The 21,068-nt window shown below is 61.5% G+C and carries 17 protein-coding genes; 8 read left to right on the top strand and 9 right to left on the bottom strand.

The window, feature by feature from the left end; translation table 11 throughout:
• Window positions 1-143: 143 nt before the first annotated feature.
• On the bottom strand, window positions 144-743 hold the full coding sequence (wrbA, locus tag BBX50_RS24930; protein ID WP_065777973.1) for an NAD(P)H:quinone oxidoreductase type IV: 600 nt from the start codon (window positions 741-743) through the stop codon (window positions 144-146).
• A gap of 165 nt (window positions 744-908) precedes the next feature.
• On the opposite strand from wrbA, the gene BBX50_RS24925 reads away from it, so the two are divergent.
• Window positions 909-1,664, top strand: coding sequence for a competence/damage-inducible protein A (locus BBX50_RS24925; protein WP_065777972.1), 756 nt, complete (start codon window positions 909-911; stop codon window positions 1,662-1,664).
• 131 nt (window positions 1,665-1,795) lie between these two features.
• A complete protein-coding gene (gene gpt / locus BBX50_RS24920) occupies window positions 1,796-2,293 on the top strand; it encodes a xanthine phosphoribosyltransferase (RefSeq protein ID WP_065777971.1) in 498 nt (165 codons plus the stop codon).
• A 76-nt stretch (window positions 2,294-2,369) separates the two neighbouring features.
• On the opposite strand, the gene BBX50_RS24915 is transcribed toward gpt, so the two are convergent.
• Complete coding sequence (locus tag BBX50_RS24915; RefSeq protein WP_065777970.1) at window positions 2,370-3,845, bottom strand: bifunctional ADP-dependent NAD(P)H-hydrate dehydratase/NAD(P)H-hydrate epimerase; 1,476 nt, start codon at window positions 3,843-3,845, stop codon at window positions 2,370-2,372.
• A 343-nt stretch (window positions 3,846-4,188) separates the two neighbouring features.
• Here BBX50_RS24915 and BBX50_RS24910 point away from each other — a divergent pair, with 343 nt between their 5' ends.
• From BBX50_RS24910 to hspQ, 3 genes are all read left to right on the top strand, one after another.
• The gene (locus tag BBX50_RS24910; protein WP_003528058.1) at window positions 4,189-4,527 is read left to right on the top strand and encodes a P-II family nitrogen regulator; all 339 of its coding nucleotides are present in this window, start codon (window positions 4,189-4,191) and stop codon (window positions 4,525-4,527) included.
• 64 nt (window positions 4,528-4,591) lie between these two features.
• On the top strand, window positions 4,592-6,001 hold the full coding sequence (glnA, locus tag BBX50_RS24905; RefSeq protein WP_065777969.1) for a type I glutamate--ammonia ligase: 1,410 nt from the start codon (window positions 4,592-4,594) through the stop codon (window positions 5,999-6,001).
• 303 nt (window positions 6,002-6,304) lie between these two features.
• Window positions 6,305-6,637 carry a heat shock protein HspQ gene (gene hspQ / locus BBX50_RS24900; RefSeq protein ID WP_065777968.1) on the top strand — a complete coding sequence of 111 codons (333 nt, stop codon included), beginning with the start codon at window positions 6,305-6,307 and terminating at the stop codon, window positions 6,635-6,637.
• 137 nt (window positions 6,638-6,774) lie between these two features.
• On the opposite strand, the gene BBX50_RS24895 is transcribed toward hspQ, so the two are convergent.
• Window positions 6,775-7,401 (bottom strand): invasion associated locus B family protein, encoded by a 627-nt coding sequence (locus BBX50_RS24895; protein WP_065777967.1) that lies wholly within the window; start codon window positions 7,399-7,401, stop codon window positions 6,775-6,777.
• Window positions 7,402-7,673: 272 nt separating this feature from the next.
• On the opposite strand from BBX50_RS24895, the gene BBX50_RS24890 reads away from it, so the two are divergent.
• Window positions 7,674-9,488 (top strand): extracellular solute-binding protein, encoded by a 1,815-nt coding sequence (locus tag BBX50_RS24890; protein ID WP_139108434.1) that lies wholly within the window; start codon window positions 7,674-7,676, stop codon window positions 9,486-9,488.
• A gap of 89 nt (window positions 9,489-9,577) precedes the next feature.
• On the top strand, window positions 9,578-10,240 hold the full coding sequence (locus BBX50_RS24885) for a DsbA family oxidoreductase (RefSeq protein WP_065777966.1): 663 nt from the start codon (window positions 9,578-9,580) through the stop codon (window positions 10,238-10,240).
• Window positions 10,241-10,288: 48 nt separating this feature from the next.
• Here BBX50_RS24885 and mfd read toward each other — a convergent pair whose 3' ends face one another.
• Both mfd and BBX50_RS24875 read right to left on the bottom strand, forming a co-directional pair.
• Window positions 10,289-13,792, bottom strand: a complete 3,504-nt coding sequence (mfd, locus tag BBX50_RS24880; protein WP_065778031.1) for a transcription-repair coupling factor — start codon at window positions 13,790-13,792, stop codon at window positions 10,289-10,291.
• Window positions 13,793-13,798: 6 nt separating this feature from the next.
• The gene (locus BBX50_RS24875; protein ID WP_065777965.1) at window positions 13,799-14,104 is read right to left on the bottom strand and encodes a succinate dehydrogenase assembly factor 2; all 306 of its coding nucleotides are present in this window, start codon (window positions 14,102-14,104) and stop codon (window positions 13,799-13,801) included.
• 220 nt (window positions 14,105-14,324) lie between these two features.
• On the opposite strand from BBX50_RS24875, the gene recG reads away from it, so the two are divergent.
• A complete protein-coding gene (gene recG, locus BBX50_RS24870; protein WP_065777964.1) occupies window positions 14,325-16,430 on the top strand; it encodes an ATP-dependent DNA helicase RecG in 2,106 nt (701 codons plus the stop codon).
• 55 nt (window positions 16,431-16,485) lie between these two features.
• Here the strand turns inward: recG and BBX50_RS24865 are convergent, their stop codons facing one another.
• The 4 genes from BBX50_RS24865 to glmU form a co-directional block, all read right to left on the bottom strand.
• On the bottom strand, window positions 16,486-17,175 hold the full coding sequence (locus tag BBX50_RS24865; protein ID WP_065777963.1) for a DUF502 domain-containing protein: 690 nt from the start codon (window positions 17,173-17,175) through the stop codon (window positions 16,486-16,488).
• 18 nt (window positions 17,176-17,193) lie between these two features.
• Complete coding sequence (locus tag BBX50_RS24860) at window positions 17,194-17,691, bottom strand: N-acetyltransferase (RefSeq protein ID WP_065778030.1); 498 nt, start codon at window positions 17,689-17,691, stop codon at window positions 17,194-17,196.
• Window positions 17,691-19,517 carry a glutamine--fructose-6-phosphate transaminase (isomerizing) gene (gene glmS, locus BBX50_RS24855; RefSeq protein WP_065777962.1) on the bottom strand — a complete coding sequence of 609 codons (1,827 nt, stop codon included), beginning with the start codon at window positions 19,515-19,517 and terminating at the stop codon, window positions 17,691-17,693. The genes BBX50_RS24860 and glmS overlap by 1 nt, the downstream gene beginning before the upstream one ends.
• A 148-nt stretch (window positions 19,518-19,665) precedes the next feature.
• Window positions 19,666-21,036 carry a bifunctional UDP-N-acetylglucosamine diphosphorylase/glucosamine-1-phosphate N-acetyltransferase GlmU gene (gene glmU / locus BBX50_RS24850; protein ID WP_065777961.1) on the bottom strand — a complete coding sequence of 457 codons (1,371 nt, stop codon included), beginning with the start codon at window positions 21,034-21,036 and terminating at the stop codon, window positions 19,666-19,668.
• Between the last annotated feature and the right edge of the window lie 32 nt (window positions 21,037-21,068).

Raw genomic sequence — 21,068 nt, 5'->3', positions numbered from 1 at the left:
GCTCATGCCGAACGCGGCGGATATTACCACAGGTGTGGTACGGATAGCCACATTTGCGAATCACCCGGAAAGGCTAACCTCAATGCAAAAAGGCGGCCCCTTGCGGAACCGCCCAAACGCATGATTCGACTTGCTTCCGTTGATCAGCCTGCGAGCTTCGCAGCGATCTTGGCGACGTGCGCGCCCTGGAAGCGTGCCGCTTCGAGTTCGACTTCGGAAGGCTGGCGCGAACCATCGCCGCCGGTGATCGTCGAAGCGCCGTAGGGCGAACCACCCTTGATCTCGTCGACGCCCATCTGCCCCTGGAAGGCGTAGGGAAGGCCAACGACGACCATGCCGTGGTGCATGAGCGTCGGGATGAAGCCGAGGATCGTCGATTCCTGGCCGCCATGCTGGGTCGCAGAGGACGTGAAGACCGAGCCGACCTTGCCGACGAGCTTGCCCTTGGCCCAGAGACCGCCGGTCTGATCAATGAAGTTGCGCATCTGCGAGGCGACGGTGCCATAGCGCGTGCCCGCGCCAAAGATGATGGCGTCGTATTGCGCAAGCTCTTCGACGTTGGCGATCGGCGCCGCCTGGTCCAGCTTGAAGTAAGAGGCCTTGGCGATCTCGTCCGGCACCAGTTCCGGAACGCGCTTCACATCAACGTCCGCTCCGGCCGACTTTGCGCCTTCAGCCACGGCGTAGGCCATCGTTTCGACGTGTCCATATGCCGAATAGTAGAGAACTAGAACCTTGGCCATAAATTGCTCCTTTGGATTCAAGCGATCCCACTTGATCACTGCTGCGCGGAAGATTTATCAAAATGCGTCCGGCTGCCAGGAGCCATCGGGGAAACAGACCGTTCTTATTACTCGAACAATAATCGATCACTGTTAAACGTTTCGCTCACATAATAGGAATAGCCGATGAGCAGCACAAAAGTCGTCACTGCCGCCATGGTCGCCATCGGCGACGAACTTCTGTCGGGCCGGACCAAAGACAAGAACATCGGCCACCTCGCCGACATGATGACCATGGTCGGCATCGACCTTAAGGAAGTCCGGATCGTTGCCGATGACGAGGCTGCAATCGTCGAGGCCATCAATGCCGTACGCAGCCGTTACGACTATGTGTTCACCTCGGGCGGCATCGGCCCGACGCACGACGACATCACCGCCGACGCCGTGTCACGTGCCTTCGGGGTCGAATGCATCCATGAGCCGGAGGCGATGGCCCTGCTCGGCGCCATGTACGAGCGCCGCGGCATGGAGTTCACCGATGCGCGCAAACGCATGGCCCGCATGCCGCTGGGAGCACGCCACATTCCCAACCCCGTCTCGACGGCGCCGGGCTTCGCCATTGGCAACGTTCATGTCATGGCTGGCGTTCCGCAGGTGTTCCAGGCGATGCTCGACGCGCTGCTGCCCGGCCTTCAAGTCGGCTCTCCGCTCCTGTCCCGGACCGTGCGCTCGCCTTTCGGCGAGGGCGACATCGGCACCCCGTTGACGGAGGTCCAGAAGAACCATCCGGAAACGAGCATCGGTTCCTACCCCAAGTTCGACGGCAAGCATTTCTCGACCGATATCGTCGTGCGTGCACGTGAGCCGGAAGCGCTGGCCGCAGCGGAAGCCGACGTTCAGGCGATGATCCAGGCAATTGCCGACGCGCGGGCAAAGGGATAGACGCGAAGCCCTTGCACTCTGGCCGTCAATGCCGTTATTGCATGTCGGCTAATCAGGATGACGCGTTCCCGCCTGCCCGATCTGCCGGACGCTTCGCCTTTACCTCGTTCAGACAAGCCGGAGCCCACCCCATGTCGCTGCCCGATAAAGCCTTTCCCGTTTCCTGGGACCAGTTCCACCGTGATGCCCGTGCGCTTGCGTGGCGGCTCGCCGACAACGGCCAGGAATGGCGCGCCATGGTCTGCATCACGCGCGGTGGCCTTGTTCCGGCCGCCATCATCTCCCGCGAACTCAATATCCGGATGATTGAGACCGTCTGCGTCGCCTCCTATCATGACTATGATACGCAAGGGCAGATGAAGGTGCTGAAGGGCATTGCGCCTGAAATCGCCAAGGACGGCGGCGAAGGCGTTCTGATCGTCGACGACCTGACCGATACGGGCAAGACCGCTGCAGAAGTGCGCGCCATGCTGCCGAAGGCGCATTTCGCTGCCGTCTATGCCAAGCCCAAGGGCCGGCCGCTGGTCGACACCTTCGTGACCGAAGTGAGCCAGGACACCTGGATCTATTTCCCCTGGGACTTGGGCTTCACCTATCAGGAGCCGATCGCCAAGGGCACGCGCGGCTAACGGGCCGACAATCAAACAAAGACATCTCAAGCGATCGCCTCATCGCGAGGCGATCGCTTGACCTTTGCGGCAGGGGTCAAGCGAGCGGCGGAATGACGCGGATCAGCGTCTCGGCGGTCAGCCCCGGCCCCGCGTTGTTGCCGGCTGCGCCGTGCCGCCAGACAGCAGCGGCCGCAGCCTCAAAGGCGGGCATCCCCTGAGCCAGATGTGCGCCAGTGATGCCGGCAAGCACATCGCCGGATCCGGCCGTCGCCAGCCACGGAGGCGCATTGCCATTGACTACCGCCCGCCCGTCCGGCGCCGCGACAACGGTATCTGCCCCCTTGTAGACGATCACGGCATGGCTCAACTGTGCGGCCTGCTGCGCCTTTTCGATCTTGGAAAGGGCCTGATCGCCGGCGATCTCAGGAAAGAGGCGGACGAACTCGCCTTCATGCGGCGTCAGCACTGTTTGGCCGCCGCGACAGGCCAGTGCCGCGAAGAGTTCGTCCGGGTTCGCCTGGAACGAGGTGATGCCATCAGCGTCGAGAACCAGGGCGCGATCGCACACTGCAAGCGCAAAGTCCCTCGCCTTCTTGCCGACGCCGAAGCCGGGTCCAAGGACGAAGCTGCCCAGGCGGTGGTCCCGCAACCATTTCGTCAGATCCCGCTTGCCGTCGACTTCCTTCACCATCACTGCGGTCAATTGAGACGCATTGATGCCAAGCGCTGCCTTCCCCGTGGCAACGGTGACAAGACCAGCGCCGGCCGCAAGACCCGCCGCCGCCGAGAGGCGCGCGGCGCCCGTTGCCTGCCGGTCGCCGGAGAAGACGACGAGATGACCGCGCTTGAACTTGTGCGTCGATGCTGCCAGGTCACCGCTCCAGCCCGCCCAGACGGCAGGCGTGTTGAGGCGCAACGAACCTGCGCCTGCGCGCACGATGCGCGACGGAATGCCGATATCGAACACCTCGAGAGTGCCGCAGAGGGACCGCCCGGGCAAAAGCCAATGGCCGGGTTTCGGCGTCATGAACGTCACGGTATGGCGGGCGAAAAAGGCGGCACCGCGGATCTGGCCCGTCCGGCCGTCGATGCCGCTCGGCAGATCGATGGCGAGGACCGGAACCCCGCTGGCATTGACCCGCTCGATCAGGTGGACGACGTCGTCCGTCAGATCGCGCGACAGTCCCGCCCCGAAGAGCGCATCGACAACGACATCGCCGGCCTGCGGCCCGAATGCGGTGAGCGGCGCCACCGGTCCATCCCATTCTGAGCGCGCCCGTGCGGCGTCGCCTTGAAGGGCCCCGGGGTCGCCGAGCGCAAAAACCGTGACATCCGCCCCACTTTCCGAGAGACCGCGGGCCGCAAGGTAACCGTCGCCGCCATTGTTGCCGGGGCCGCAGAGAACGACAAAACGGTGGGCACCCGGGAAATGTCGCAGCGCCGCCGCGGTCACCGCCAGCCCGGCGTTGCGCATCAGCATGAAGCCATCGATGCCGGATTGGGCGGCCGCCCGATCAATTGCCGTCATCTCCGACGGCGTGATCAAAAGGTGCTGAAGTTCGGAGCGCATGCACAGACTTATCCATGCCCGACGGCGTGAAGCAAGACCTCGGCCATCATATCGGATTTGCCCTTAAAATAAGCATCTGCACATATTTAGTGCTCAAATAACGTGCTTCTCGGCAGAAACGATGCGGAACCACGACTAGAACCGGACATCTTTCAATCGAAAATCATAAAAAATAGGCAGATCGCGCCCCGCCAAGGGCATGGAAATCCCGCAATCGGCGCGGCGACAGCAGATTTTTTGTCGTTTTGACAGATTTTCGCAGAAAAACTGGCATGCAACGTGCATATTCAGGGCGAGCGGGCATGATCCTGCTTTAAAGGGAGAAGCGGAGAGACATTTTCTCATGAAAAAGATCGAAGCGATCATTAAGCCCTTCAAGCTCGACGAAGTGAAGGAAGCCCTTCAGGAAGTCGGCCTGCAGGGCATCACCGTCACTGAAGCCAAGGGCTTCGGGCGGCAGAAGGGTCACACGGAACTGTATCGCGGCGCCGAATACGTGGTGGACTTCCTGCCGAAGGTTAAGGTCGAAGTCGTGCTGGCGGACGAAAACGCGGAGGCCGTCATCGAGGCGATCCGCAATGCCGCACAAACCGGCCGCATTGGTGACGGAAAGATTTTCGTTTCCAATGTGGAAGAAGTCATCCGAATTCGCACGGGCGAAACCGGCCTCGACGCCATCTGATATCACGGGCCGTCCGGCCCGGTTTTTTTCAAACCTCGTCATCTCACACAGGGAATAACGGCAAATGACGACTGCAAGCGATATTCTGAAGCAAATCAAGGACAACGACGTCAAGTTCGTCGACCTGCGCTTTACCGATCCCAAGGGCAAGCTGCAGCACGTAACGATGGATGTGGTCTGCGTCGACGAAGACATGTTCGCCGACGGCGTCATGTTCGACGGCTCCTCGATCGGCGGCTGGAAGGCCATCAACGAGTCCGACATGGTGCTGATGCCCGATCCGGAAACGGCGCACATGGACCCGTTCTTCGCGCAGTCGACGATGGTCATCATCTGCGACATTCTCGACCCGGTTTCGGGCGAATCCTACAACCGCGACCCGCGCGGCACGGCCAAGAAGGCGGAAGCCTATCTCAAGGCCTCCGGCATCGGCGACACCGTCTTCGTTGGCCCGGAAGCCGAATTCTTCGTCTTCGACGACGTCAAGTACAAGGCCGATCCGTACAACACCGGCTTCAAGCTCGACTCCTCGGAACTGCCGTCGAACGACGACACCGACTATGAGACCGGCAACCTTGGCCACCGTCCGCGCGTCAAGGGCGGCTACTTCCCGGTTCCGCCGATCGACAGCTGCCAGGACATGCGCTCGGAAATGCTGACCGTTCTCGCCGAAATGGGCGTGACGGTCGAAAAGCATCACCACGAAGTGGCTGCTGCCCAGCACGAGCTCGGCGTCAAGTTCGACGCTTTGGTGCGCAACGCCGACAAGATGCAGATCTACAAGTACGTCGTACACCAGGTCGCCAATGCCTATGGCAAAACGGCAACCTTCATGCCGAAGCCGATCTTCGGCGACAACGGCTCGGGCATGCACGTGCACCTGTCGATCTGGAAGGACGGCAAGCCGACCTTCGCCGGCGACGAATATGCCGGCCTGTCGGAAAGCTGCCTCTATTTCATCGGCGGCATCATCAAGCATGCCAAGTCGCTGAACGCCTTCACCAACCCGTCGACGAACTCCTACAAGCGTCTCGTCCCGGGCTACGAAGCACCGGTTCTGCTCGCCTACTCCGCTCGCAACCGTTCGGCATCCTGCCGCATTCCGTTCGGCACCAACCCGAAGGCCAAGCGCGTCGAAGTCCGCTTCCCGGATCCGACCGCCAACCCCTACCTCGCCTTCGCCGCGATGCTGATGGCCGGCCTCGACGGCATCAAGAACAAGCTGCACCCGGGCAAGGCCATGGACAAGGACCTCTATGACCTGCCGCCGAAGGAACTCAAGAAGATCCCGACGGTTTGCGGCTCGCTGCGCGAGGCCCTCGAGAGCCTCGACAAGGACCGCAAGTACCTGACCGCAGGCGGCGTGTTCGACGACGACCAGATCGATTCCTTCATCGAACTGAAGATGCAGGAAGTCATGCGTTTCGAAATGACGCCGCATCCGGTCGAGTACGATATGTACTACTCGGTCTAAGACCGTACGGACCGGCGGCAATGATGTTGCCCTCGGTCCGGCACCGTCACGAAAAGCCGGCGGCTCACTATTCGGGCCCGCCGGCTTTTTCTTTGAAACAAGCCAACGGACACGATGTCTGAACCCGGCGCCTTGGCGCCACGGCGTGGTTTGAGCAATTGTGTGATATTATGTTGTCAGCAACTTTTACGCGTCCAGAGAGGGCGGGCGAATACGATTGATCAACGGAGGGCGGAAGGGAGTTCCCTATTGATGTTTTGGGTACGCCAACCCAGATAATCTCCTGAAAGGATGTGTTGCGTCATGAAGCAGAGAAACGCCAAATTCGAGATCGGACAGGTGGTTCGCCATCGGATTTTCCCGTTCCGCGGCGTCATTTTCGACGTCGACCCGGAATACGCCAACACCGAGGAGTGGTGGAACGCCATTCCGCAGGAGATTCGTCCGAGCAAGGATCAACCCTTCTATCACCTGTTCGCCGAGAACGACGACAGCGAGTATGTCGCCTACGTGTCTGAGCAGAATCTGGAATTCGACGACAGCGACCGGCCGATGCGCCACGCTCAAGTCGATGCCCTGTTCGACAAGGATGGTATCGGTCACTACAAGCCCAAGACGACGACGTTCCGTCACTAGGCGCTATTCCAGGAGACGTGTGAAACGGCCTTCTGCCCAACCATTTCACCGTTTCAATGAATGAAATGATCACCCCGGAAATGGAAAACGCCCGGACGCGAGGTCCGGGCGTTTCTTTTTAACTCGCGAAGGATCGCTTAGTTCTGCTTGGCAGCCTTCTGGGCTTCCTCAAGCTTCTTGCGGGCGTCCTCTGCCTTCTTCTGCATTTCTTCCTGCAGCAGACGCTGACGCTCTTCCAGCTGCGACTGCTCGATCGGCTCGCCGTCGAACACGCCGGTGAAGCCGGTCAGGGCCATCTTGATCGGGTTCGGCGCGCGCTGGAAGTTGACCGACGTGAAGACCACTTCATTGCCCTTCTTCAGGCTGGCGATCAGCTGGTCGGAGAGCGGCGCTTCGGCGACGCACTTGTCGGGCATGCAGATCGCGTAGTCGAGCTTCACCGGCTTGCCGCCGTCAATCTGCATCTGAACACCGGTCGGGATCAGGCGTGCGGACGGTACGGAAACCTGCATGATCTTGCGGTTGACCTTGCCCTGCACGGTGATGAGGCCGACGGCGGTCACGAGCTGGCCGTTGTTGGCGGTCAAGAGGTTCTGCACGATGCAGACGTCGTTGTCTTCCTGCTTGGTGCAAACCTTGAACCAGCCCTGCGGCGGCTTGCCGCCAGCCTGCTGAGCGGAGGCAACGCCCGGTACGCCCGCAGCAGCTACCGAGAGCGCCAGCGCCGCCATTCCTGAGCGAGTAATATTCGACTTGAAGATCATTGTGATTCCGTCTCCTGAAATCCGGTAACGGAACAGTTCGTTCCGCAGGTGAGTATCGTCAGCCGCCGTTGTCCTGTTGGCCAAATAAGGCAAATGCATGACCCCGTTTCCGGAAACACCTGTTACATTGGCTTGCACCGATTATCCAGTGTTTCATGTCATTTTTTGACTTTCCACCCGCCGGTTTTTGGGCGTTCCATCGGTTGGATTCATCGACCACCGTTGGTAACGTTAAGGGAATCGACCTGTTGACGCCCTCACGGGAGGTAACCTTGCGTGCAATTCTTTCCGGTCTGGCGCTGCTGCTGACCGTCACTTCATTCGGCAATGGTGCGGCAGCCGCTCCGGTGCATGCCATTGCCATGCACGGCGAGCCTGCGCTGCCGGCCGATTTCAAGAATTTTCCCTACGTCAATCCGAACGTGAAGAAGGGCGGGAAGATCTCCTACGGCGTCGTCGGCACCTTCGACAGCCTCAATCCCTTTATCCTGAAGAGCATGCGCACGACCGCGCGCGGCATGTGGGATCCGGAATACGGCAACCTCGTCTACGAATCGCTGATGCAGCGGTCGCGCGATGAAGCCTTCACCATGTACGGCCTGCTCGCCGAAACAGTCGAATGGGATGACGATCGGACGTTCATTCAATTCAACCTCAACGCCAAGGCGCGCTGGGCCGATGGGCAACCGGTCACGGCCGACGACATCATTTTCACATTTGAACTTCTGCGTGACAAAGGCCGCGTCCCCTTCGCCAACCGCCTGGCGAAAGTGGCGAAGATGGAGAAGGTTGGCGACCTGAGCGTACGCTTTACCTTCACCGAGGAAGCCGACCGCGAACTCCCGCTGTTGCTCGGGCTCTCACCAATCTTGCCGAAACACGCCATCGACGTTGCCACTTTCGACCAGACAAGCCTGAAGCCGCCGCTCGGCTCCGGTCCCTACCGCGTCGCCGAAGTGAAACCAGGCGAGCGCATCATCTACAAGAGGAATCCCGACTACTGGGCAAAGGACCTGCCCTCGAAGGTCGGCCAGGACAACTACGACGAAATTTCCGTCGAGTATTTTCTCCAAGAGAATTCACTTTTCGAAGCTTTCAAGAAGGGCGAGATCGACATCTATCCGGAGGGCAGCGCGACCAAATGGGCGCGCGGCTACGACTTCCCAGCAGTCCGCTCCGGTGACGTTGTCAAGGAGACCTTCACGCCGAAGACACCGTCGGGCATGCTCGGCATCGTCTTCAACACCCGCAAGCCGATGTTCAACAATCTCAAGCTGCGGCAGGGTCTCGCGCTGGTGTTCGATTTCGAATGGGTGAACAAGAACCTGTTCGACAGTGCCTATACGCGCACCCAGAGCTACTGGCAGAATTCGACATTGAGCTTCCTTGGTGCACCGGCCGACGACCGCGAACTCGGACTCATCGGCGATGCGCGCGACAGGATCAATCCAGCGATCCTTGACGGCACCTACCGGTTGCCCGTGACCGACGCGTCGGGACGCGATCGCAACGTGCTGCGCGTTGCGGTCTCGCTGATGCGCGAGGCCGGCTACCAGATCAAGGACGGCAAGATGATCGACCCTCAAGGCAAGCCGCTTGCCTTCGAGATCATGAGCCAGAACGCCGGCCAGGAAAAAATCGCACTCGCCTATCAGCGTTTTCTCACGCCTCTCGGCATTCAGGTCTCTGTGCGTACCGTTGACGATTCGCAATATCAGCAGCGCAGCCAGTCCTTCGACTATGACGTGATCATCAAATCCTTCCCGTCAACGCTTTCGCCCGGCATCGAGCAGGCCGGACGCTGGTCCTCACAATCGCGGGACCGGCAGGGCAGCGACAATTTCGCCGGCGTTGCCGACAAGGACGTCGATCGGATGATCAACAACATCCTGCAGGCGCGCACAGCCGAGGACTTTACCGCCGCCGTGCGCGCGCATGACCGGCTGCTCGTCAACAATTCCTATCTGGTGCCGCTCTATCACCTTGACGCTCAGTGGCTGGCCCGACGCAAGCATATCGGCCGCCCTGACGTCATGCCGCTCTACGGCTACCAGCTTCCGACCTGGTGGGACCAGAACGCGCAATAAAGGGTCGGTTCCCTTTTGGTAACGCATTGAAAGCCGGGTCAAACCGGCTTATCTCGCCGCTATACCAAACAAGGAAAGGCAATCGCACCATGCAAACCGTCAGTATCGATATCGTCTCGGACGTCGTCTGCCCCTGGTGCTATCTCGGCAAGGCAAGGCTCGATCAGGCGATTGCCGGTGTGCCGGATATCCACGTCTCGGTGCAATGGCGCCCCTATCAGCTCAACCCCGACCTTCCACCTGAAGGCGTCGACCACAAACAGCATCTGGCGGCAAAGATCGGCGGCCAGGCGGCTGTCGACCGGGCGCATGAAATGTTGCGCGAACTCGGAAGCGCAGACGGCATCGCCTTCGACTTCGATGCGGTTAAGATCAGCCCGAACACGCTCGACGCGCATCGGCTCGTCCGCTGGGCGGCAACCGATGGCGCAGATGTGCAATCGGCCGTTGTCGACCGCCTGTTCAAGGCGAATTTCGAAGAGGGCCGCAATGTCGGCGATCATGCCGTGCTATTGGATATCGCCGAGGCCGCGGGGCTTGATCGCCCTGTGATCGCAGCATTGCTCTCGTCCGATGCCGACAAGGATGCGGTCAAGGAAGAGGTCGACATGGCCCGTGAGATGGGTGTGACCGGCGTACCCTGCTTCATCATCGAAGGACAATACGCCGTGATGGGCGCACAATCGGTCGAAGTGCTGACCAATGCGCTGCGCGAAATCGCTCAGATGAAGGCGAGCGGCAAGCCGAACTGAGCGGGGCGGCCAGCTGGCGCTGCCGTGTCATGCGGCAGCGCGACAGACTTACTTCGCCAACCCTGCCAGCTGCGTCATGACCATTGCAGCCCCTGAAAGCCGCTTTTCCGGTGTCGCCAGCTCCCGCTGGAGGAAGACGCTGTGGTCCGGCCGGATCTTCGCAAGCGTTCCCTGCTTGGCGATGTAGCCAACGAGTGCGGCGGGGTTCGGGAACTCCTTGTTGCGGAACTGGACGACCACACCCTTCGGTCCGGCGTCGAGCTTCTCGACATTCGCCGTGCGGCAGAGCGACTTGATGTAGACGATCTTCAAAAGGTGCTGCACCTCGATCGGCAGCGGACCGAAGCGATCGATCATCTCGGCGCCAAAGCCGTCGATTTCCTTGAGATCCGTCAATTCGCCCAGACGACGATAGAGACCAAGCCGCAGATGCAGATCCGGAACATAGTCTTCGGGGATCATGACCGGCGTTCCGACCGAAATCTGCGGCGACCAGCCGGTATCGTGGATTTCTTCCTCACCCTTGAGTTCAGCGACCGCCTCTTCGAGCATCTGCTGGTAGAGCTCGAAGCCAACCTCCTTGATGTGGCCGGACTGCTCTTCGCCGAGCAGGTTTCCGGCACCGCGGATGTCGAGATCATGGCTGGCGAGCTGGAAGCCCGCGCCCAGCGTGTCGAGCGACTGAAGCACCTTCAGCCGGCGTTCGGCCATTCCCGTCAGCGTCTTGTTGACCGGTAGCGTGAACAGCGCGAAGGCCCGCACCTTCGAACGGCCGACCCGACCGCGAAGCTGGTAGAGCTGGGCAAGACCGAACATGTCGGCGCGATGGACGATCAGCGTGTTGGCAGTCGGCACGTCGAGGCCGGACTCGACGATCGTCGTCGACAGCAGCACGTCGTACCGGCCGTCGTAAAACGCGTTCATGATGTCTTCGAGCTCGGTTGCCGGCATCTGGCCGTGGGCAACGGCCACCTTCAGTTCCGGAACATCGGACTTCAGGAAATCATGGATTTCCGAGAGATCGCTGAGGCGCGGGCAGACATAGAAGCTCTGGCCGCCACGATAGTGCTCGCGCATCAGCGTTTCGCGGATTACCAGCGCGTCGAAGGGCGAAATGAAGGTGCGCACCGCCATGCGATCGACCGGTGGCGTGGTGATCAGCGACAGCTCGCGAACGCCGGTCAGCGCCAACTGCAGCGTGCGCGGGATCGGGGTCGCCGACAGGGTCAGGACGTGCACGTCGGACTTCAGCTCCTTCAGCCGCTCCTTGTGCTTGACGCCGAAGTGCTGCTCTTCGTCAATGATGAGCAGGCCGAGATTGGCGAAGTTGACCGAAGTGCCAAGCAGCGCGTGCGTTCCGACCACGACATCCGTCTTGCCATCCGCCACTTCCTTCTTGGTCAGCGCCAGCTCCTTCGAACCAACAAGGCGTGACGCCTGCTGGATGCGGATCGGCAAGCCACGGAAACGTTCGGAGAAGGTCTTGAAATGCTGGCGTGCGAGCAATGTCGTCGGCACGACCACCGCGACCTGCACGCCGTTCATCGCCGCGATGTAGGCGGCGCGCAGTGCAACTTCAGTCTTGCCGAAGCCGACGTCGCCACAGACGAGCCGGTCCATCGGACGGCCGCTGCCGAGATCGTCGCGCACCGCATCGATCGAACTCAACTGATCCTCGGTCTCGTCATAGGGGAAGCGAGCGGCAAATTCGTCATAGACGCCATCCTGCGCGACGAGAACCGGCGCATGGCGCGTATGCCGCTCGGCGGCGATGCGAATAAGTCCGCCCGCCATGTCGAGTAGCCGCTTCTTGAGCTTGGCCTTGCGCGCCTGCCAGGCAACGCCGCCAAGCTTGTCGAGGATCGCGTCCGTCCCCTCAGTACCGTAGCGCGACAGAAGTTCGATGTTTTCGACCGGCAGGAACAGCTTGGCATCGTCGGCATAGACGAGCTCGAGGCAATCATGCGGCGCGCCGACAGCCTCGATGGTGCGCAGACCGACGAAGCGGCCGATGCCATGCTCGGCATGCACCACGTAACTGCCCTCATCGAGACCAGCGACCTCGGCGATGAAGTCGGCACCACGCTTGCGCCGCTTCGAGCGGCGCACCATGCGGTCGCCCAGGATATCCTGTTCGCCGATGATCACGAGATCGCCAGTTTCGAATCCGGCCTCGATGCTGAGAACGGTCGCAGCCGCTTCGCCCGGCTTCAGCGCTTTCACTTCGGCGAGCGTCTTGATTGGCCGGATGTTGCCGAGACCGTGCTCGGCGAGAACTTGAAGCAGACGGTCGAGCGAGCCTTCGCTCCAGCCGGATATCACCACCTTGGCGCCCTTCGAGCGGCGCTCGGCGATGTATTTGACCGCCTGATCGAAGACGTTGACGCGGTCGTTCTCCGCTTCGCCCTCGCCCGCCGACTTCGCCCAGCGCATGCCCTGGCGCGCCTCGACCGTGATGACCTGCCGGGCTTCACCTTCATGTTCGTTGAACGGCGACAGGCGGATTGCGTCGCGCGCCGTCAGCGCCGCACTGAAGCCCTGCGACGTCAGGTAGAGCAATTCCGGCGGTGCGGGTTTGTAGGGCGTACCCTGGGTGGCCTGCGCCTTGCCCGGAGAAGCCGACGCCAGGCGGGCGTCGTAGTAGTCGAGGATCAGCTTCGACCGTTCGGTGGCAGCTTCGCGCGCCAGGTGATCGGTGACGATACGGAAACCATTCAGGTAGTCAAAGACCGTCTCCAGCCCATCGTAAAAGAGCGGCAGCCAGTGCTCCATGCCGGCATAGCGCCTGCCCTCCGACACAGCCTGATAGAGCGCGTCGTCGCGGGTGGTCGCGCCGAAGAGCGAGAGATATTGCTTGCGAAAATGGCTGATCGTCTCGGGCGTCAACGATACCTCGCTCATCGGGTTCAGATCGAGCGAACGAACCTGCCCGGTGGTGCGCTGGCTTGCCGGATCGAAGGAACGGATGGTTTCGAGCGTATCGCCGAAGAAGTCGAGGCGCAGCGGTTCGGCGCTGCCGGGTACGAAGACATCGAGAATGCCACCGCGTACCGCATATTCTCCGACTTCGCGCACCGTCGCGACCCGGTCGAAGCCGTTACGTTCGAGCCGGGCGGCGATGTCGTCCATGCGCACCTGGTTGCCGGGCCGGGCGGAAAACGCCAGGCTCTGGATGACGTCCTGCGGCGAGATCTTCTGAAGAGCCGCGTTGACCGTCACCAAGACGATCGCGGCGTGGGGCTTCTTCTTGTGTGCGATCAGGGCGCTGAGCGCCGCAAGGCGACGCGCCGACGTGTCGGCGCTGGGCGAAACGCGGTCATAGGGAAGGCAATCCCACCCCGGCAGGGTCAGCACCGGGATGTCCGGCGCCACGAAGCCTAGAACCTGCTCCAGGTCGGCGATGCGCTGTCCGTCCGAGAGAATATAGGCAACCGGCTGGCCGGCGCGTGCGAGTTCGGCGAGAACCAACGCCTCGGCGCCTGACGGAACCGGGCCGATCGTGATCTCCCGCTGTGCTTCGACAATCTTCTTCGGATCAAGACCAGCCAGCATCATCGGTTACTTCATCCCTTCGGGGAGCTTCTCGAAATCGGGACGATAGGCGGCAATGCGCGTAAACATCGGCGTCTGATAGCGTTCCGGCACCGGCTGTTCGCCGGTGATCCACTTGACGAGATCGTTGTCCTCTTCGCGCATGATCGTCTCGAGTTCGTCAAGATCAGCGTCGGAAAGCACCGAAAGCTCGGATTCGGCGAATTGCCCGAGAATCAGATCCATCTCACGAATGCCGCGATGCCAGGCGCGAAACAGGATCCGCCGTCGACGCGGATCGAGATCGGCGCTGGTGCGTGAAATGCCAGTCATGGGAATTCCTTCCTGCCCGCTCGATAGAGCGCCGCGAGCCTCAGCAGACACGCGAAGAACGCTCCAGCGCTTTGATACCCGGGCATGCCACCGGCTTCGGTGAATCCACTCAAACGCGGCGTGCCCTAAGGTACGGTTTGTCGTCCATGGGCTCTATAAACGCTGAATAGGTGATTGTCAGCCTTGCCAAAGCCCGAATTATCATCGCAATTTCATTGCCATGCGCCCCGCCCTGCTTGATCCGCTCTTCTCGCCACTCGACACGCTTCCTGGCATCGGTCCGAAGATCGGCGAGCTCTATGCCCGCCTGCTCGGTCGCGAGGCGATCGAGGATTGCCGTGTGGTCGACCTCGTGTTTCACGCGCCGCATTCGTTGATCGACCGACGCCAGCAGCCCGGCATCGCCCATGCACCGCAAGGCGTCATCGTCACCATCACCGGCCGTGTCGATCGCCATCAGCCGCCGCCACGCGGCAAACCCAACCTTCCCTATCGCGTCTTCCTCCACGACGAGACCGGCGAACTGGTGCTCACCTATTTCCGCGTCAAGGGAAACTGGCTGGAAAAGTCGCTGCCGGTGGATGAAACGGTCATCGTTAGCGGCAAGGTCGACTGGTTCAACGGCCGGCCTTCGATGGTCCATCCGGACTATGCGGTGCGGGCAAGCGAGGCGGAAAACCTGCCGCTGGTCGAGCCGGTCTATGGGCTGACCGCGGGACTTTCGCCCCGCACATTGCGCAAGTCGATCGAAGCGGCGGTTGCCCGCGTTCCGGAATTGCCCGAATGGATCGATGACGCACTCCTGGAGAAACAGGGGTTCCAAAGCGCCGTCGACAGTTTCCATGCCTTGCACGAGCCGCGCGATGCAACGGATATCGATCCGCAGGCACGCGCGCGACGACGCCTCGCTTACGACGAGTTTCTCGCCGGCCAATTGTCGCTCGCGCTCGTTCGTCAGCGTCTTCGCAAGGTTGCAGGAACCCCTGTGCACGCGACTGGCGCGCTCTCCCGGCCGGTCATCAGCGCCCTCCCGTTCTCGCTGACTGCCAGCCAGTCAACCGCAATCGCCGACATCCTGAAGGACATGGCCGGGACCGACCGCATGCTCCGGCTGCTGCAGGGTGACGTCGGCTCCGGCAAGACGATGGTTGCGCTGATGGCAATGCTGGCCGCGGTTGAATCCGGTGGTCAGGCGGTTCTGATGGCGCCAACCGAGATTCTTGCACGGCAACACCATGCGACCCTCGCGAGGATGGCGGCCCCCGCGGGCGTCACGATCGACGTTTTGACCGGGCGCACCAAAGGCAGGGAGCGCGACGCGATCCTCGAGCGGATTGCTTCGGGTGAGACGCGCATCGTGGTCGGCACCCACGCGCTGTTCCAGGATACGGTGAACTATCACCGGCTGGCGCTCGCGGTTGTCGACGAGCAGCATCGATTCGGCGTTCACCAGCGCCTGCGACTGACCGCCAAAGGGATCTCACCCCATATGCTCGTCATGACGGCGACCCCGATACCGCGCACGCTGGTACTTGCGGCGTTTGGCGATATGGACGTTTCGAAGCTCACGGAGAAGCCCGCCGGGCGAAAGCCGATCCAGACCGTGACGATCCCGACGGAGCGCGCGGGCGATGTTGTCGAGCGGTTGGATGCCGCATTGCGCGAGGGCAAGAAGGCCTACTGGATCTGCCCGCTGGTCGAAGAATCGGAAGCGGTCGACGTCATGTCGGCCGAAGAGAGATTTCAAAGCCTCGCCCAGCGCTTCGGCAACAATGTCGGGCTCGTGCATGGCCGCATGAACGGGGCGGAGAAGGACGCTGTCATGCTCGCCTTCAAAAACGGTGAGATCCGCCTGCTCGTGGCGACAACCGTCGTGGAAGTCGGCGTCGACGTACCCGACGCAACGATCATGGTGATCGAGCATGCGGAACGATTCGGGCTTGCGCAGTTGCACCAGTTGCGCGGCCGCGTCGGTCGCGGCGACGAGGCATCGACCTGCATCCTGCTCTACAAAGGGCCGCTCGGTGAAACCGGCCGCGCGCGACTATCGATCCTGCGCGACAGCGAAGACGGCTTTCTGATCGCTGAAGAAGACCTGAAGCTGCGCGGAGAAGGCGAACTGCTTGGCACGCGCCAGTCAGGCACGCCAGGTTTCCGCATCGCCAGCCTGGAAGCCCATGGCGATCTCCTGGAAATCGCCCGCAAGGACGCCGCCTATGTGATCGAGCGCGATCCGGACCTGACGTCGGAGCGCGGGGAAGCGCTCCGGACCCTGCTCTACCTTTACCGGCGCGACGAGGCGATCCGCTTCCTGCGGGCCGGCTAGCGCAATTCGTGGAAAGGTGTGACGCGGCTTTCCGTCCGGAACCGCGCCTGAAGCCTCAGGCGGTCTTCTGCTGGGTGATTTTCAACGGTGTATTGGCAAGCGGCTTGTAGTCCGGCGTTACCAAGCCACCGGAAATCAGCAGCTTGGCCGCATCTTCCGCGCTCATCTCAAGCGGGATGATCTTGTCGCGCGGAACAAACAGCAGAAAGCCGGCCGTGGGTATCGGAGTCGGCGGCAGGAAGACCGCCACCATGTCCATGCCGCGATCGTCGAACTTGGCTGCGATTTCGCCTTTAACATCCGTAGCGATGAAGACCAGCGACCAGATGCCCGGGCTCGGATACTCGATCAGCCCGGCCTTCTTGAAGGAGGAGGACTGATCCTGCAGTACCGTCTGGAAAATCTGCTTCGTGGATTTGTAGATCGTACGGACGAGCGGCGTGCGGTTGAGCAGGGACTCGGCGAGATTCACGATCGACCGACCGACGAGGTTCGCGGTCATGAAGCCAACGAATGTGATCACGAAAATGGCGATGAGCAACCCGAATCCGGGAATGGCAACAGGCGAATAGGTGTCCGGATTGTAGAAATTCGGCAGATACGGCTTCACCCAACCATCGGCCCAATCGATAAACGTGCGCACGAGCCAAACGGTGATTGCCACCGGTGCGCAGATGATCAGGCCGGTCAGGAAGTAGTTGCGCAGCCGTGTACCGAAGTAGCCGCGTTTTGAGTGTTCCGTCATGCTTCTTCCGTCTTAACCTCACTCCACCCCGAAGGCCGGATGATAGGCGACCGTGCCGGCCGCCATCGCACCGGAAAGAGCCAGCGCCATGAAATATTGCGGCGCACAACCGGGGAATACAAGAGCCGATTCGTTGCGGAAGCCGAACTTTTGATAATAGGCGGGATCGCCGACGACGACGCAGCCGGAAGCACCCTCGGCACGCAGCCATTCGAGGCCCTCGCGGATCAACTGCCTGCCTATGCCCTGCGCCTGAACATCAGGCTTGACCGAGACCGGACCGAGACCAAACCAGCCAGGTTCCACAGGCGTCAGCGTCACCGGCGAGAAGGCGACATGACCGACAACCTCTTCGTCCTTCTCCGCAACCAGCGACACGCTGAGCGCACCGGCTTCGCGCAGGCGTTCGATGATGAACGGCTCGCTCTGGTCGCTGTGCGGATGTCCCTCGAAGGCAGCCGCGGTCACGTCGTGGATCGCCTTTTCGTCGCCCGGGCGCTCCTGCCGGATATAGATCATTCGACGGTCACCGATTTGGCGAGGTTGCGGGGCTGGTCGACGTCGGTGCCCATGAACACCGCCGTATGATAGGCAAGCAACTGGATCGGCAGCGAGAAGATCATCGGCGCAATGACCTCATCGACATCAGGCAGTACGATCGTTGCCATGGTCTCGAGCTTGGAGGCTGCCGCCCCCTTCTCATCGGTGATCAGAATGATCCGCCCGCCGCGCGCTGCCACTTCCTGCATGTTGGACACCGTCTTTTCATAGAAACGGTCATGCGGGGCAATGACGATGACGGGCATGTTCTCGTCAATGAGGGCGATCGGCCCGTGCTTCAGTTCGCCGGCGGCATAACCTTCGGCGTGAATGTAAGAGATTTCCTTGAGCTTGAGCGCGCCTTCCATGGCCAGCGGGAAGCTGGTGCCACGGCCGAGATAGAGCACGTCGCGGCACTTCGAGAGTTCGCGCGACAGAAGCTCGATCTTCGGCTGAACGGCGTTCAACACCTGCCCCATGATGCGCGGCATTTCCGAGAGGTGACGAACCAGTATCTGCTCCTCCTCCGCGCTCACCGTACCCCGGGCGCGGCCGGCGCCGATCGCCAGCGACGCCAGTACGGCAAGCTGGCAGGTAAACGCCTTGGTCGAGGCGACGCCGATTTCCGGGCCGGCGAGGATCGGAAAGACGGCATCGGACTCGCGCGCGATCGTCGATTCGCGCGTGTTGACGACGGCGCCGATCTTCAGGCCCAGATCCTTGCAGTAGCGCAGCGAGGCCAGCGTGTCGGCCGTTTCGCCGGACTGCGAGATGAACAGCGCCGCCGCCTCAGGCGACAGCGGGATCTCGCGGTAGCGGAACTCCGACGCGACATCGATTTCGACCGGCAGGCGGGCGTAACGCTCGAACCAGTACTTGCCGACGAGGCCGGCAAGATAGGCCGTGCCGCAGGCCGAGATGGCGAGGCTCGGCACCTTGGCAAAATCGATGGCGCCGTCCGATGCCTTGATGCGATTGCCGGCAAAGTCGATATAGTGACCGAGCGCGTGCGAGATCACCTCCGGCTGTTCATAGATCTCCTTTTCCATGAAGTGGCGGTGATTGCCCTTGTCGATCATGTAGGCGGCGGCGAGCGACAGCTGCTTCGGCCGGTCAACGGCATTGCCGGCGAGATCGAAGATGTGCACGCCGTTCGATCCGATCACCGCCCAGTCACCGTCGATGAGGTAGGTGATCTCGTTGGTGAAAGGCGAAAGCGCGATCGCATCCGAGCCGAGGAACATTTCGCCCTTGCCATGGCCGATTGCGAGCGGCGGGCCGTTGCGTGCCGCCATGATCGTCGAGGGATCATCCTGATAAAGCACGGCCAGCGCATAGGCACCGGTGACCCGCTTCAGCATCGCGTGCATCGCCTCGCGCCGCCCAAGCCCTTCGCGACGGAACTTTGAGAGCAGATGCGCCACAACCTCAGTGTCGGTGTCCGTTTCGAACTTGGCTCCCGCCGCGGTCAGTTCGTCCTTCAGCGCGGCGAAGTTCTCGATGATGCCGTTGTGCACGACGGCAACGCCATCGGTGAAATGCGGATGCGCATTGCGCTCGGTCGGTGCGCCATGGGTTGCCCAGCGCGTGTGGGCGATACCGATCGTGCCGGCGAGCGGGTCCTCGCGCAGGCGGATCTCGAGGTTCACCAGCTTGCCCTCGGCGCGCCGGCGCTCCAGCTTTCCGTCAACGACGGTGGCGACACCGGCGGAATCATAGCCTCGATATTCGAGGCGCTTCAGCGCATCGACCAGTCGCTCCGATACCGCCTGGTTGCCGACGATGCCAACAATACCGCACATAGTGTTCTCCGAATTCGTTCCGCGCCAATCGCAGCGCTTCAACCAACGAGGGCGGATCTCCCACCCGGCGCGTTGCCTTGGTAAAGCATTTGCCGGGCGAGGCAATCCGCCCCGATTTCACTTTCGGTTTCAGTATTTAACGCGCGATCTATCCAGCCGCTTTCGCAGCTTTCTTCGCCGCCTTCACCGCCTCGTAGCGCTCGCGCAGCAACTTCGCCCGGCCCGGCTTGATTTCCTGACGCGCACGGCCGAAGGCAACGGCGTCCGCCGGAACATCCTCGGTAATCACGCTGCCCGACGCCACCAATGCACCGTCACCGATCGCTACCGGCGCTACCAGCGAGGAATTCGAACCGATGAAGGCATTTTCGCCGATCCGCGTCTCGTGCTTGTTCACGCCATCATAGTTGCAGGTGATCGTACCTGCACCAATGTTTGAACCGGCACCGACGAATGCATCGCCGATATAGGTCAGGTGATTGACCTTGGCGCCCGCACCGATCTCCGCCTTCTTGACCTCGCAGAAATTGCCGACCTTAGACTTCTCGCCAAGATCTGCCCCCGGACGCAGCCGCGCGAACGGGCCGACGGTCGCTTCGGCACGGACCGTCGCACCTTCGACATGGGAGAAGGCGTGGATGACCGCGCCACTTTCGATGCGCACGCCGGGACCGAAGACGACATTGGGCTCGATCAGCACATCCTGTTCGAGCACTGTGTCCCAAGCGAGGAACACCGTTTCCGGCGCGATCATCGACACGCCGGACAGCATCAGCTCGTGGCGGCGACGCTGCTGCCAAAGCCGCTCGATGTAGGCGAGCTCGGCGCGCGTGTTGCAGCCGGTCAGCTCCTCCTCAGGAGCTTCGACCGCGATTGCGTGACCGCCGATCGCGCGGACAATCTCAACGAGGTCGGTCAGATAGTACTCGCCCTTGACATTGGCGTTGCCGATGCGGTCGAGTAGGTCGAGTGCTTTGCGGCCATTGATCGCCATCAGGCCGCCGTTGCAATAGGTGATGCGGCGCTCTTCATCCGTCGCATCCTTATGTTCGCGAATGGCGAGCAGGGCACCGTCCTTGACGATCAGACGACCGTAACCGGTCGGATCCGCCGCCTCGAAGCCGATCACCACCACATCGTTGCCGGCGGCGAGCCCCTCGCGGGCCGCCTTCAGTGGCTCCGGCTTAATCAGCGGCGTATCGCCGAAGACGACGAGAACATCGTCATAGCCTTTCGCGATGGCTTCGCGGGCCGCAAGAACGGCATGACCCGTGCCGAGTCGTTCTGTCTGCAGATAGGACGAGATCGGGATATTGCCGATATCGGCGGCGGCCGAAACTGCTTCGGCATCACGGCCGACGACGAGAGCGATATCGGTAATCGCGGCGCTCGCCAGGGCCTCGACGACATGGGCGATCATCGGCCGGCCGGCCACCGGATGCAGCACCTTCGACATGGACGACTTCATCCGTGTGCTTTCACCCGCAGCCAAAATGACGGCCAGGCACGTCCGTTCCATGTATCTCTCCTTGGTCTTTTGCGGGACAAAGC

The organism is Ensifer sp. LC11 (genome assembly GCF_001695835.1).
Classification (GTDB): domain Bacteria; phylum Pseudomonadota; class Alphaproteobacteria; order Rhizobiales; family Rhizobiaceae; genus Ensifer.
Note: the sequence above shows the minus strand (reverse complement) of the source record. Positions and strands in the feature narration are given on the sequence as shown.